Below are 14567 nucleotides of genomic sequence, written 5' to 3'. Positions count from 1 at the left end.
CCCACACACTCAACTCAGCGACGAACCCCGAATCATCTTCAATTCCATTCTTCCGCAATCCTGCTGATTCTTAAATAAGAGCCACTAGATCAATCTAGTGGCTCTTGGTGGTTTCGGTCATTAAATGGAAGAAAAGTTGAGTGTCTGGTATAACGGGAAGCGGGATGTTAATTCGCGTACACGTTTTTCCGCTTCTTTCATTTTCGCCTCATCCTCGTGATTGTCCAGAGTGAAGGCGATCAGATCTGCAATTTCTTCCATTTCCGCTTCCTTGAAGCCACGGCTTGTAACAGCTGCTGTACCGATACGGATACCACTTGTCACAAACGGGCTTTCAGGATCGAACGGAATCGTATTTTTATTTGTCGTAATACCGATTTCATCTAAAGCTTTTTCGACTACTTTGCCGGTCAAGCCTTTGCTGCGTAAGTCAAGTAAAAGCAGGTGATTGTCTGTCCCACCAGAAACAAGATCTACCCCTTTTTCAACAAGGGATGCGCCCAGTTGCTTCGCGTTGGCGATAATTTGCCGGGAATATTCTTTGAACTCTGGCTGCAAAGTTTCCTTGAAGGATACAGCTTTAGCTGCAATGATGTGCATTAAAGGACCGCCCTGCATTCCCGGGAACACTGTTTTATCGATCTTTTTAGCAAAAGATTCTTCACAAAGAATCATTCCACCACGAGGGCCACGCAATGTTTTATGGGTTGTGGTCGTAACGAAATGAGCGTGTGGTACAGGGTTCGGATGTAGACCTGTAGCAACCAGCCCTGCGATATGGGCCATATCGACCATGAGGTAAGCCCCCACCTCATCAGCAATTTCACGGAATTTAGCAAAATCAATTTCTCGCGGATAGGCGCTTGCACCTGCAACGATTAGTTTAGGTTGCACTTCCTTGGCCTTCTGAAGCACGGCCTCATAATCAATCGTTTCATCTTTTTCGTCTACACCGTATTCCTCAAAATTATACAACTTCCCACTAAAGTTGACGGGGCTGCCATGGGTCAAGTGACCACCGTGATTCAAATTCATACCGAGGACTGTGTCTCCATGCTCAAGCACAGTGAAATATACGGCCATGTTCGCTTGCGCACCAGAGTGTGGCTGAACATTAGCGTGATCGGCTCCAAAGAGTTCTTTTGCGCGGTCGCGGGCTAAGTTTTCCACAACGTCTACGTGTTCACAACCACCATAGTAACGACGGCCCGGATAGCCTTCCGCATATTTATTCGTAAGCACAGAACCCATCGTTTCCATTACTGCTTCTGAAACGAAGTTTTCTGAAGCAATTAATTCAATATTATCCTGCTGGCGTTGTCTTTCATCCTGGACGGCTGCAAAAATTTCTGCATCTGCTGATTTTACATGATTCATGGTCTAGCTTCCCCTTTCCATTCCTAATGATCACAAGAACCTGCTTCTTCTTGACTTACATAAACCGCACGTGCCCCACCGATGAGAGGAGGTCGAGTTTTCGCTGCCGTAATGTGGGCGTGACCGATGTTTTTTTGAGCGATACGAAGCGGTACGGCTACACGTTTTAAATGCATCCCGATGAGGGTGTCACCGATATCAAGCCCACCCTTCGCTTCAACCCTCTCCACTAGCACAGGATCTTTCATATGCTTATAAGCGAAGGATGCCATCGATCCGCCTGCTGTGGGCACAGGAATAGCCGAAACTTCTGTTAAACGTTGATCTTCCATTACTGCACGGTCGACAACTAATGAACGATTCAAATGTTCACAGCACTGGAACGCAAGTGAAACGCCGGAGCGCTCTGAAAGATTTTGCAGCTCACTGAAAACTACTTCAGCAATAGCTTCACTTCCTGAAGTGCCGATTCTTTCCCCTGCAATCTCGCTTGTTGAACAGCCAATGACAAAAACACCTGGTTGTAGGCTGTCTGTTTCCATAAGCTGATCGACCACAGCGCGAACATCCGCTTGAATCCTTTTCACATCCGTCACTTTCCTACCTCCTCTATGTGTCAGCACAAATAGGGAAATAACTCCCTATAAGCGGTTTATTTACAAAAAAAGGAGAAGCATCAGGCTCCTCCTTCAATTGTCAGCATCAGCTATTAAAAAAGCTTCAGCTTTTCTATATCCCATTGTATTACTTATTTTCATATTCGGCAATCTTACTTACACGTCTTTTGTGACGACCTGCTTCGAAGTCAGTAGACACCCATGTTCTAGCGATTTCACGCGCTAAACCTGGGCCGATGACGCGTTCACCCATACATAATACATTCGAATCGTTATGTTCACGAGTGACTTTGGCTGTGAAAAGATCATGCACCAATGCGGCACGAATTCCCTTTACTTTATTAGCCGAGATCGACATCCCGATTCCTGTTCCACAGATGAGGATCGCTTTATCAAATTCTCCATTCGCTACACGTTCTGCTGCAGGGATTGCGTAGTCAGGATAGTCGACGGAATCTTCACAATCACACCCGATGTCTTCGAATTCTACTTCAAGCTCATTCAAAACGTCTGCTACTTCTTTTCGTAAGTTCACTCCGCCATGGTCGGAGGCAAGGATCACTTTCATCTATAGACACTCCCGTCTTCTAATATCAATCTTATCGTGACAGTTTCCCTCTCCCCTGTCAATGCTCTCCATCCGACTCTTTTCATCTACCTGCCCTTCTGTTTTTATTGAAGAATTTGGCAGGATTGCGGAAGACTCAGTATCGAGATATTTTCGGGGTTCGTTATGCTATTGGGCGTCAGGGGTGGCTGGGAAATACGAACCCCTGTACAAAGTTGGAGGGTCTTCCACCGTCCAACTGTTAGAGGTATAAAGCGCTCTGGATCAAGCTTTTCAGTACTGGGGGAGATGTTCTATCATCCATTTCTCATAATCAAACGAACTCACCTTATAGTAATGGTTTCGAGAATCTTCCACATAGCAAAGGGGCGGAGGGGAATGGCGAGACTCCTGCGGGAAAAAAGTGCTTGGTGAGACCCCACAGGACGCAGTCCGAGGAGGCTCACCGCGCTCCCGCGGAAAGCGAGCTATTCCCCGCAGTCCCCATCCACCCAACAAAAGTCTCGAAACTGAGTCTTCCACAAACGGGAGCTTTTCTGGAATAGGAGGAATAAAAAATCCCAGAGGGGTCTCTGGGATTTTTAGATATGTATTAATGATGCCATAGAACAGCGAGACGACGAGGATGGTACGTCTGATAGAAACCCATTTATTCCTCGTCGCGAAGTTTTTCTACGAGACGTTCAATATAATGATTGAGCTCGTCACGGGTATTCCTGTAGATGGTGATGTTCCCGCCAAAAGGATCTATGATATTCAAATCAGGCAATTCTTTCTCCCGCTGATCGATTTCTTTGATTTCATCCTCCAGTTCGTCGAACAATTTTTGCTCAAGATCCTGGTCATCGATCTTGCCTTTATATTCATTCAAGATAGACAAACGTTTCTCTTCAAAGGCTGCATACAGTTTCTTTAGGTGTCGCCATTGATTTTCATCAATGAGTACATATTCCTTCAGCGTATAGTATTTTTCTTGATCGTCCGGGTACTGAAGGGCGAGGGTTTGTTTATGGCGGTCTGTCATGGTGAGAACAAGATCCGCCCATTCCAGAAGGTCACGATCGATAGGTTTGGTCTGGTGGTCCAGGTCCAAATCGATCTCACGAAGAACAAGTTCTGAATTCTCTGCCAGAGGTTCCCCTTTCCCTGCGAAAATTCCTGCGGATTGAACATTTCCTTCTTCATACTTCGATTTTAGCAATGCTTCTGCCATCGGACTTCGGCATGTATTTCCTGTACAGACAAATAATATATTCATAGCCACTCTTCCCCTCATCAATAGTCCATTTTCTCTATAGTACCATAGGTAAAGATCAGGTGAAAAACATGTCAAAAAATAGCATTTAACCCCAAGGCGCACAATATGCTTCCTCCAAGAAGTTCACTATATACCCCCAGTAAACCTCCTGCCCGGCGACCTATGATGAAGCCTGTCCATGTCAAAGTCATACTGAATACTCCGAAAGATAGGACGGATATGAACATTTCCGCTTCTCTTAAGCCTAAGCTGAAACCCACGGGGAAACTGTCAATGCTCACGCTTAGTGCGAATAACCACAAGCCGATGCCCGTCATTCGATATGAAATCGAGTGCTTTTCCGTGAACGAGGCAAAGACCGCATAAGCGCCTAAGCCGAACAACATTACTCCTCCAGCCAATTCAGCCCATTCAGCTGCACTATCAGACAGCCATTTACCAAGCAGGATGCCCAACCCCGGCATGACCATATGAAAAACCCCGATGACAATCCCGGCGAAAAAAGCGTGCTTTAACCTTATTGCCTGTAATCCCATTCCTAATGAAACAGAGAATGCATCAAGACCTAAAGCAATCGATAACAAAATTAGTGAAGTCATATGCTCCAACTGAATCTTCCCCTCCCCGGACATGCTATATCATCGTATGCATGAGTGGAGGGGCGTATGTCAGAAGGTCTGGATTCTTTTGACAGCGGCTTTATTCAATCGGTTCATAATGGCCGCTCCTACACCTTCTTCAGAAAAAGTTTCACATAAAATAAGATCTACATCCGACTCTTTAAATTCTCTTAAGGCACCGTAAAGTTTTTCTGCTACTTGATGAAGCTGAGATCTTGAACCACAACGTATAAGAGGATAGTGATCAAGTTTTTCAGCTAGTTCATCACTTGCAATGACCCCAACTCTGTTTCCATCCCCCTTCAATTCATGAAGTTGCCTGGAAAAGAAGTCATCATTACCCTCCACCAGCCAAAGCGGTGATTCCGGTGCATAGTGGGTGTACTTCATCCCGGGTGATTTAGGCTTCTGCTTTTCATCAGCGAGAGCAGGGTCCATCATGACTTGCTGGAGAACCCGTTCTAAATCTTCTTTCGTTACCCCACCCGGTCTTAAAATGATCGGCATTTCCGTCGTGCAGTCCACAACAGTAGACTCCACGCCAACACCTGTGGGGCCTCCGTCTAGTATGCCGGCAATTTTACCGTCCAGGTCTTGATAGACGTGCTCGGCCGTTGTAGGGCTTGGTCGACCTGAACGATTGGCACTTGGAGCTGCTAATGGTTTTCCTGTCTCTCGAAGCAAGGTTAGAGCAAGTGGATGATCAGGCATTCGAATGCCAATTGTGGATAATCCCGCCGTCACATTAACAGCGGCTGTTCCATTACTCTTCAGAACAAGCGTCAACGGACCGGGCCAGAATTCGTCCATCAGTTTCCGCGCAACAGGGGGAATCTCTGCCACTAATTGACCCACCTGCTCCTCATCTGCCACATGAACAATTAAAGGATTGTCTGCTGGCCGGCCTTTGGCTTCAAAAATCCGCTGTACCGCTTCTTCTTCCGTTGCATCCGCACCTAAACCGTAGACCGTTTCTGTAGGAAAAGCGACAACCTGCTTTTCTTTCAGAAGAGTCGAAGCTTCTTGGACTTGAGCATCCAAATCCCTTGTGTTTTCCGTTTGTTTCCACCATTTCGTTTCCATACTCATCGTACGAACCCCTTTATTCCGTATCTGCTGTCATTTTTATTATGATTAATTCTACAAAATATCGCAAATTTAGACATTATTCACAAGATGTCCTCAAGTTATCCACATTTTTACCCACATATCCAAAGAATCCGTTAGTAAATATGAGAATGAAATTTTTCTATTCACAACTTATTAACAATTAATACCCGTTTTGTGAGTAACTAAGCGACTTATACACAATTAACTGTGATTAACTTCATAAATCCACAACCTTTTTTCGACATCCTTTTTCTTGAACTGTTGATGCTGCAAAAGAAAGTCGAGTGTATCGGAATGACTTTCCACATGCAGCTCTCTTAAACCTACTTTCTCCACATAGGTCTGAATCACTTCAAACACCTCTAAAATTCTACCGGGAGAAATATGGTCTTTCACTTGGAGTTGTTCAAGCTTCCCCGCCCCCTTTGATAATTGGATCAGACGGAAGGATCCGATCGGCTGGTCAGCTTTTTTCAACTGATACAACTCATCTTCTATTTGTTCGATATACATAATAGAATCCACACCCCTTTGTTCTACTCTATGAAAAGGGGTGTGGATTCTATGCTAGGAAAAGATGCTTTCCCATATTTTTACGACAAAGAACTGTACTTCCTCTTCCTCTTCTTTCTCTACTTCTTCTTCTGTTACTTCTTCCGCTTCTGCTACACTCGTCCCATTAGAGAAATCAAGGAAACATAGTGGCGGGAACAGGACGCACCACCAGTTATCGCCCTCACCTTCTCCCAGTGTGATGAGAATGGCTTCATATTCCCCGGCTGGATAGATAAAGGAACCATACAACTTCGTCGGAAATTGAACATTGGAGTCGTAGTCGACCGTGTAATCCTGTTGGATCCCTTCCTTTTCAAGGGTTTGCCCTACAATCTCCTGAAGCTCGGGAAGACGCCCCTGAATCAATTCCCTCGCCGCTTCAATCGAAGTCAATTCAGCTACCCACTCGGTAATTTCAGCATTGACCTCGTCTCTTACCATACGTTTAACTTTCTGATCCGCTTGATCATTACTATCTGCTAATATGCGAAGACGAATGGCTTCATCCGGAATGACTTGAAATTCAGGTTGTGCTTGCGATTGTTGTCCCCACGGGAGGACCGCAATAATAATAGATAAGGATAAAAATAAGAGCCAACTGTTTTTCATTTTCATTTCCTCCCTGTCACTCTACTAGTCGCTAGTATGGACAGGGAGCCTACACTTTAAACCATAAATCTATCAATCTTCTATTTGGTTACTTGACAAAGGCAAAGACCATGCGATCCTTCCCGTTTATATCTGGACGTATCTCCGTATGAAATTCCGGCAGCATCTCCTGAATGAGTGCCGAAACCGAGCGGCCTTGCTCATGACCAATTTCGAATGCGATGCATTTGGGTTTTTGTTTCATATGTGAGATTTGAGTAAGGATGGTTTTGTATGCAGCCAACCCTTCCTCCTCAGCAAATAGAGCAAGCGCCGGATCGAAATCCACCACGGTATCGTCCATTTTATCTTTTTCTGAAAAAGCAATATAAGGGGGGTTGGAAACAATGATGTCGAACGGCTCTTCAAGCAGTGATTCCAGAAAGTTCCCTCGATACAAGCGAACATCAGCCCCATGCTGAGCAGCATTATTTTCAGCTATTTCAAGAGCTTCCTCCGAGAGATCCACACCACTAACCTCACTCCCCGGAAGTTCGGTAGCAAGTGTAATCGCAATGACACCACTTCCTGTGCCAAGGTCAATAATTCTTGGTGTCTGCAAATTTTCATCACGGACATAATCCATAACACTAAGGACCAGCTCTTCCGTCTCAGGCCTTGGAATCAGAACGTTTTCATTGACTTGAAATTCCCGTCCATAAAAGTGACCGACTCCTGTAAGGTGCTGGACAGGGATCCCTGTCTCCGCATGCTGTCTGACTGCCTGGACGAAACCCTTCTCCGCTTCATCAGGTAACCGTTGATCGTCAAAAGCAAGAAGTTGGGAGGGTGTCCATTTTAAAAAATGTTCGAGTAATAAAACAGCCACCCTCGGTTCCCGTTGATGTTGTTGTAAAAAAAGAGAAGCCCAGCGGCGGGCTTCCCGAATCGACGTAAAAGTAGGCTGCATACTATTCACCAATCTGCTCCATTTTTTTCGTTTGCTCTTCAATCAATAGAGCATCAATGATTTCATCCATATTTCCCTGGAGAATCTGATCAAGCTTTTGTAACGTTAGACCGATTCGGTGATCCGTCACACGTGTTTGCGGGAAGTTGTACGTACGGATCCGCTCGGAGCGGTCCCCTGTACCTACAGCAGACTTACGATTTTCATCGTATTCTGCCTGGGCTTCCTGTTGGAACTTATCATAAACACGAGCCCGAAGAACTTTCATCGCCTTTTCTTTGTTCTTAATTTGTGATTTTTCATCCTGACACGATACAACGGTACCCGTCGGTTCATGGGTCAGGCGTACAGCGGACATGGTCGTGTTGACACTCTGCCCTCCTGGTCCACTTGAAGCAAAGGTATCGACTCGAATATCCTTATCATGCAATTCCACCTCAACTTCTTCAGCTTCAGGCATGACAACGACAGTCGCAGTAGACGTATGAATACGCCCCCCCGATTCTGTTTCAGGTACACGTTGGACACGGTGAGCGCCATTTTCAAACTTCAGCTTGGAATAAGCCATATTCCCAGACACCATAAAGATGATTTCTTTATAACCACCAACGTCACTGGCATTCGCTTCAATGACTTCTGTTTTCCAGCCTTGCGCCTCAGCATACCGTGCGTACATTCGATATAGGTCACCAGCGAATAAAGCAGCTTCATCTCCTCCCGCTGCCCCGCGCACTTCCATGATGACGTTCTTATCATCATTCGGGTCTTTCGGAAGCATAAGAACCTTCAACCGTTCTTCAAGGTCTTGTTTGCGTGTGGAAAGTTCATGAATCTCTTCTTTGACCATTTCCACCATATCCGCATCCATTTTGTCGTCAAGCATCGCCTTCGCATCATCCAGCTGCTCTGCCACTTCTTTATACTCACGATAAGCGGTCACTGTTTCCTGCAGGCCGGATTGTTCTTTGGAATACTCACGCAGTTTATTCGTATCAGAAATAATTTCAGGATCACTAAGTAATTCGTTCAATTTTTCATAACGATCTTCTAATGTTTGTAAACGTTCGATCAATGGTATGCACCTCTTTCTCCATAACATTCTAATTATATTATAGAGAGGTCATGGATACAACCGCCCAACCCATTCCTCAAAAAAGATGTCTTCAACTGCGCTACTTTGGTAACCGTATCTCCATAGAGGCAGGAAAAGGGAAACAACTTTGGTCCACGGAATTTTCCGCAGACACTTAGTCATTCCCCTACCTATAGGACGGAGAGGCCATCCAAAAAGTTATTTGATTCTTACATGAATGTCATAGCGGGGGACAGCCTGGTAAACAGCTTCTTGAACTTGAGCTTTCCATTCGGCTTTTTCTTCTTTGGAGAGATCTTCATCCCCTTCGATGTGTACCGTCACCCATGCTTGGTTTGCTTCAAGCGTAACCCTCTTCACTTCGACTCCGGGTAGTTGTTGGGCTGCTGCTTTCATATTCTCCCTGTCCTGTTTCAGCCCCCATGTATATCCGACTTTGTTCATGGAACGTGGGCTCTCTTCTCCTCGAGTCACTTCATTATTGTAGCCCATGTTCTCTACATCATCACGACTGGTCATCCCTTGGTATTTATCTCCCTGCAACCCACATGCACTCAACAAAACGGCAGCCATTGCGGCCATTAGTAAGAAACTTCTCATCTCTAGCACCTCTTCTCTTTTTACCGTTATTGTCTCCGAAACCACCCCACTTATGCCCCATTCATTATTCAACATAATGGCAGGTTTCTTTAAGACTCAGTTTCGAGATGTTTTTTGAGTGGATGGGGGCTGCGGGGAATAACTCGCTTTCCGCCGGAGCGCGGTGAGCCTCCTCGGACTGCGTAGCCTGAGGAGGCTCACCGCCCGCCCCATGGAAAGTGTTCAAATGCGGAATCGTCCTGGTAGACACGACTGTCATAAGCAGAACAGCAATAGAATGTGCTTTTCATTCCTTTGCTGTTCTGCTTATGACGCGAGTGTCTGGACAATGGAGCAAGACGAACCTTTCCCGGAGCCCCTAGAATCACACGAACATCTCGAAACTGAATCTTCAAGAAAAGGGAGCTTTAGTGAAACAAGCATAAAAAAACCAAGCGGCAGGACCGCTTGGTTTGGTGAATTACTCCTGGATGAGTAACTGATATTTATTAGGAATGATATTTTCCTGTTTAATTTTCTTCAAATACTCTTCAGCATCTGCATATTTTTCAAAAACCAAATCCTTGTCATCTTTTCTAAACTCAATAACGACACGGTGGCTATCAAATCCAACTATACGATACAGAGCGCATACTCCTTTCGTTGAGCATAATCAGCTCAAAAAACGCAAAAAAGCCGAAAAGTATCCACTTGTCGAAAGAAAGATACTTTTCGGCTTTTGTCCAGCTCTATTGTCCAGATCAGTGTTACCGAATAATATATTAACATGTTATCAGCGTTCAATGGTTAAGCACGAGTAAGGATCAAACGTCTTCGTTTCATCCCAATTACTATTATAGTACAGAATGGACGATATGAAAACAGGTCTGCCTAAACTGATTTCTTCACGTCCTCTTGTTCAATCCTTTGATACTTTTCAAGCTCTTCACACAACTGGACATATTCTAAACACATGAGGTAGATTTTGTCGTTTTCCATGGTACCGAGAGTCAAGCATTCTTCTGCAGCCTTTTTACAAACTTCCGCACATGAAGCAGCCATGTCCTCCACTAGCAGGCTTTTTTTCTGTGCAGTTTCTACAGCATACTTATAAGCATTCATGCATTCTTCAAGTAATAATGTCTTCTCCAGCAAAGTGGTATCCTTTTCGCCGATCATTCTATGTCCCCCTCTTTAAGGTTTCAATATCAGAACCATGTAACTACGGTCTTTATCGAAATCCCAGTCTATAAAGACATCTTCTATGCTTGTACCAAGGATTGTTTCGAAAGAGGCATGATTTAGAAGACGCTTTTCCAACCTTCTTTTGGAAATTTTCAAAGGCTGTTCATATCCTGCACTGATCATTTCTTTTTCAATAGCGACCAATATTCCATTACGCTCGATCAATAACGTTCGATTGTTCAGCAAAAACGACCGAATGGAGGCAGGTGCTTTTTCCGCTTTCTGGCTCAGTTTTTCCACTTCTTCGTGTACCGCATCTTTGTGTTCATAAGATATTAACTCTTCACCTTCATCAGGGGTATCCGTAGTAATGACTCCAACAAGCACACCAGTCCGCCTGGATAAAGACCAGTCATAATATAAATGGTCCACATGGATACCCGAAGTGGCACGAAACGTTGCTTTTATATCAGGAATTAATTCTCTCATCATGAGATCCCGCGTTTCTTCCACTTTTTTATCATTTCTCTGCCCGACTAAAACACGTTCCATGGGTGCAAGAAAATCTTTCAAATAGATGGTAAGAAATTTCCCTTCGATGGAGACGAACACAGAGGAGGGTCCTTTTCCAAAGTGGTCACGTAACAGCTTACCAATATAGCTCGACATGTCTGACTGAATGGAACGCTTATCCACTTCTATCCCTCCATACCAAACGTTGTTTATCTATATTTAAAGTATCACAAAACACAGGTATTTAAACGAAACCAAGCACATCGAGTATATAAGAGAGCACATACATACATTCATTCAACTAACTGACAGGTTTCTTGAAGACTCAGTTTCGAGATGTTTGTTGAGTGGATGGGGGCTGCCGGGAATGACTCGCTTTCCGCGGGAGCGCGGTGAGCCTCCTCGGACTGCGTCCTGTGGGGTCTCACCCTGCACTTTTTTCCCGCAGGAGTCTCGCCATTCCCCTCCGCCCACTTACCCAAAGAAGATACTCGAAACTACTACTTAAAAAACAGCTTGTATGGTTGAGGGAAGTGGAAAATTAGAACACCTCCAAAGTACGAAAAGGCTGATCCAGAGCGCATTTAACCTATACATTTAAATAAGGTTTCAAATCTCGAGTTGTTTCGAGACACTTATAAGGTCAAGGGGCGGAGGGAAACGGTGAGACTCCTATGGGACGTGTGGGACAGGTGAGACCCCGGAAGGCGTAGCCTGAGGAGGCTCACCGCCCGCCCCATGGAAAGCGAGTCATCCCCCGCAGCCCCAACCCACCGCACAAACATCTCGAAACCAAATCTTCAAGAATAGGGAGATTCTATTTAGGATTAGCGAAAAAGAAAAAGACAGCTGGGGATCAGCTGCCTGAGTAGTGGTTTATGTTGTTTTTTCAGCGTAAACCTTTTTCACTTCGTGTTGCCTGGGCTTATTAGGTACTTCGTGATGATGGCGGCAACGCGGTTCGTATGATTCCGATGCACCGACTAAGATGATTGGATCGTCATAGGAAGCGGGTGCTCCATCGATCAAACGTTGAGTACGGCTGGCCGGTGAACCACAAATAGGGCAGATGGCGTTTAACTTTGTAACACTTTCACTTAATGCCATCATTTCCGGCATTTTGCCAAAAGGTTCACCTCTGAAGTCGGTATCCAGTCCAGCGACGATGACGCGTATGCCTTTGTCTGCCAAACACTCAACGACCTCTACGATATGCTCGTCAAAAAACTGCAATTCATCGATTCCTACGACATCCACTTCATCCGTCACATGCTGAAGGATATCCAACGAGCTTTTTACAGGACGAGCCATTACAGAAGTGCCGTTATGAGATACAACCGCATCTTCTTTGTACCGGTCATCAATCGCAGGTTTATAGACACGGACCGTCAAATTACCAAAAGTCGCACGCCTGACACGGCGGATCAACTCTTCTGATTTCCCGCTGAACATACTTCCGCAGATGAGTTCGACCCATCCACTCTGTTTCATTACATACACGTCTACTGTCGCTCCCTTCTCACTCAATCAAGCTTCAAAATATGGGGGGATCATCCGGTATCCTCCCCTTTATTTCAACAAAAAAGAGCTCCCTTGATGACGCCGGTCTAACGGCGGCTTCAATCACCAAGGACAGCTCCCCTTATTGATAAGTCCTTTAAAGAGTATAATTAGCACCTTTCCAACAAAGGCTTTTTACACCCCTATTTTTTGACAAAAAAACAGGCAAACATCTGAGACAATTTGCCTGTTTTTGTTCAAAATGATGAAGTCCCCCTCAGGAGAGAGGGTATCATAATTATGAAAGGTTATATTTCTTCTTGAAGCGATCCACACGGCCGCCAGCTTTGTCAGCTTTCTGCTTACCTGTGTAGAACGGGTGAGACGCAGAACTAATCTCTACGCGGATCAATGGATACGTGTTTCCATCTTCCCACTCGATTGTTTCTTCAGAAGACTGAGTAGACCCTGTTAGAAACTTGAAATTAGAACTTGTGTCTAGGAATACAACTTTACGGTATTCTGGATGAATTCCTGCTTTCATGTTCTTCCACTCCTTTTTGCCCTGAATCCTTTGGAAACAGAGTTATTGTAAGAGCCGTCGAAGGTTCGTGATAACACCTTGTACTGAAACTCACATAGAATGATTATAACAGGGGCTCCCCCCTGATGCAACATCCAGTTTCAAGAAACATACAATCGTTATAACCATTTCACCTTTTTAACGACGGGCGGCTGTTGCCTTCCCTTTCATATCTTTATCCATCAGATCGAAAAACTCTTCATTATTTTTCGATGCCCTTAAGCGACGCAGGAATCTGTCTGTGAAGTCCTGCGAATCAGACATCGATTTCCGGATGGCCCAGATTTTATCCAGGTGGGTTTGAGGAAGAAGCAATTCTTCTTTCCTTGTTCCTGAACGAAGAATATCTATCGCAGGGAAGATTCGACGCTCAGCAAGACTACGGTCAAGATGAAGCTCCATGTTCCCGGTTCCCTTGAACTCCTCATAAATGACGTCATCCATACGTGAACCTGTATCCACAAGGGCGGTAGCAAGAATCGTCAAGCTTCCTCCTTCTTCAATGTTACGAGCAGCACCGAAGAATCGTTTCGGACGGTGGAAGGCAGCTGGGTCGATTCCTCCTGATAATGTACGGCCACTTGGAGGAATGACCAGGTTGTAAGCGCGAGCTAAACGAGTGATGCTATCCATGAGAACAATCACATCACGTTTATGTTCAACAAGACGCATCGCTCTTTCAAGCACCAGTTCAGAAACCTTGATGTGATTTTCAGGAACTTCATCAAACGTGGAACTGACAACATCCACATCTGGTGCCACTGAGCGCTCAATATCTGTTACCTCTTCCGGACGTTCATCAACAAGCAAAATGATGAGTTTCGCGTCTGGATGGTTTGTTGAGATGCTGTTAGCCATCTGTTTTAAAAGCATCGTCTTTCCTGCTTTTGGTGGAGCAACAATCAAACCACGTTGACCATAACCGACGGGCGCCATCAAATCCATGATTCTTGTAGAAAGCTTTTTCGTGTCTGTTTCAAGCTTCATTTGACGATCCGGATACAACGGGGTCAATGCAGGGAAGTGGACTCTTTCCTTTGCTGAGTCTGGATCTTCTCCGTTTACGGCATCGACGTGTAAGAGTCCATAATAACGTTCGTTTTCTTTAGGCGGACGTACCTTACCAGATACCTTGTCCCCATTTCTCAAGTCAAAACGACGGATTTGAGAGGCAGAAATATAAATATCTTCTGCACTTGGAGAATAATTGATCGGTCTTAAAAAGCCAAAACCTTCTGAAGGAATAATTTCAAGAATTCCGTCCATGAACAGAAAACCATCTTTTTCAGCCTGGGCTTTCAAAATCGCAAATATTAATTCGCGCTTTGTCAGTTTTGCATAGTAAGAGACTTTATATTGCCTTGCTTTCGCATAAAGCCCTTTCAATGTCATTGTTTCTAAATTGGAGATTGTTAAATCCGCCACGTGATCACCACTTTTTATTAGTTTTC

16 protein-coding genes are annotated in these 14567 nt (G+C 44.8%); all 16 read right to left on the bottom strand.

The genetic code is table 11. The features are described 5' to 3' along the window. Nucleotides 1-120 precede the first annotated feature (120 nt). Nucleotides 121-1377, bottom strand: coding sequence for a serine hydroxymethyltransferase (locus tag J0K78_RS13345; RefSeq protein WP_206947520.1), 1257 nt, complete (start codon nt 1375-1377; stop codon nt 121-123). Between the two features lie 23 nt (nt 1378-1400). Further along, nucleotides 1401-1964 (bottom strand): TIGR01440 family protein, encoded by a 564-nt coding sequence (locus tag J0K78_RS13340; protein WP_206947548.1) that lies wholly within the window; start codon nt 1962-1964, stop codon nt 1401-1403. A 157-nt stretch (nt 1965-2121) separates the two neighbouring features. Beyond that, nucleotides 2122-2562, bottom strand: a complete 441-nt coding sequence (gene rpiB / locus J0K78_RS13335; RefSeq protein ID WP_206947519.1) for a ribose 5-phosphate isomerase B — start codon at nt 2560-2562, stop codon at nt 2122-2124. A gap of 649 nt (nt 2563-3211) precedes the next feature. Next, entirely contained in the window at nt 3212-3820 is a 609-nt protein-coding gene (locus J0K78_RS13330) for a low molecular weight protein arginine phosphatase (RefSeq protein ID WP_206947518.1), read from the bottom strand. A gap of 71 nt (nt 3821-3891) precedes the next feature. Continuing rightward, the gene (locus tag J0K78_RS13325; RefSeq protein ID WP_242517878.1) at nt 3892-4419 is read right to left on the bottom strand and encodes a manganese efflux pump MntP; all 528 of its coding nucleotides are present in this window, start codon (nt 4417-4419) and stop codon (nt 3892-3894) included. A gap of 69 nt (nt 4420-4488) precedes the next feature. Continuing rightward, nucleotides 4489-5523, bottom strand: coding sequence for an L-threonylcarbamoyladenylate synthase (locus J0K78_RS13320; RefSeq protein ID WP_483300001.1), 1035 nt, complete (start codon nt 5521-5523; stop codon nt 4489-4491). A 228-nt stretch (nt 5524-5751) separates the two neighbouring features. Beyond that, nucleotides 5752-6063 (bottom strand): hypothetical protein, encoded by a 312-nt coding sequence (locus J0K78_RS13315; protein ID WP_206947515.1) that lies wholly within the window; start codon nt 6061-6063, stop codon nt 5752-5754. Between the two features lie 54 nt (nt 6064-6117). Further along, on the bottom strand, nt 6118-6714 hold the full coding sequence (spoIIR, locus tag J0K78_RS13310; RefSeq protein ID WP_160910901.1) for a stage II sporulation protein R: 597 nt from the start codon (nt 6712-6714) through the stop codon (nt 6118-6120). An 88-nt stretch (nt 6715-6802) separates the two neighbouring features. Then, nucleotides 6803-7663: a peptide chain release factor N(5)-glutamine methyltransferase gene (gene prmC, locus J0K78_RS13305; protein WP_206947547.1), complete on the bottom strand. Its 861-nt coding sequence runs from the start codon at nt 7661-7663 to the stop codon at nt 6803-6805. 1 nt (nt 7664) lies between these two features. Further along, entirely contained in the window at nt 7665-8735 is a 1071-nt protein-coding gene (gene prfA, locus J0K78_RS13300) for a peptide chain release factor 1 (RefSeq protein WP_160910899.1), read from the bottom strand. A gap of 219 nt (nt 8736-8954) precedes the next feature. Further along, nucleotides 8955-9356 carry a lipoprotein gene (locus J0K78_RS13295; RefSeq protein ID WP_160910898.1) on the bottom strand — a complete coding sequence of 134 codons (402 nt, stop codon included), beginning with the start codon at nt 9354-9356 and terminating at the stop codon, nt 8955-8957. 870 nt (nt 9357-10226) lie between these two features. Continuing rightward, nucleotides 10227-10514, bottom strand: coding sequence for a four-helix bundle copper-binding protein (locus J0K78_RS13290; RefSeq protein WP_206947514.1), 288 nt, complete (start codon nt 10512-10514; stop codon nt 10227-10229). Between the two features lie 15 nt (nt 10515-10529). Beyond that, nucleotides 10530-11216 carry a Na-translocating system protein MpsC family protein gene (locus tag J0K78_RS20315; protein ID WP_206947513.1) on the bottom strand — a complete coding sequence of 229 codons (687 nt, stop codon included), beginning with the start codon at nt 11214-11216 and terminating at the stop codon, nt 10530-10532. Nucleotides 11217-11909: 693 nt separating this feature from the next. Further along, complete coding sequence (locus J0K78_RS13280; protein ID WP_160910892.1) at nt 11910-12533, bottom strand: thymidine kinase; 624 nt, start codon at nt 12531-12533, stop codon at nt 11910-11912. A 298-nt stretch (nt 12534-12831) separates the two neighbouring features. After that, nucleotides 12832-13077, bottom strand: coding sequence for a type B 50S ribosomal protein L31 (locus J0K78_RS13275; RefSeq protein ID WP_160910891.1), 246 nt, complete (start codon nt 13075-13077; stop codon nt 12832-12834). Between the two features lie 177 nt (nt 13078-13254). Beyond that, complete coding sequence (rho, locus tag J0K78_RS13270; protein ID WP_160910889.1) at nt 13255-14541, bottom strand: transcription termination factor Rho; 1287 nt, start codon at nt 14539-14541, stop codon at nt 13255-13257. Between the last annotated feature and the right edge of the window lie 26 nt (nt 14542-14567).

The sequence above is a fragment of the Halobacillus sp. GSS1 genome, assembly GCF_017307035.1.
Classification (GTDB): Bacteria; Bacillota; Bacilli; order Bacillales; family Halobacillaceae; genus Halobacillus; species Halobacillus litoralis.
The sequence above is the reverse complement of the archived record's forward strand: the minus strand, read 5'-3'. Positions and strand labels throughout refer to the sequence as shown.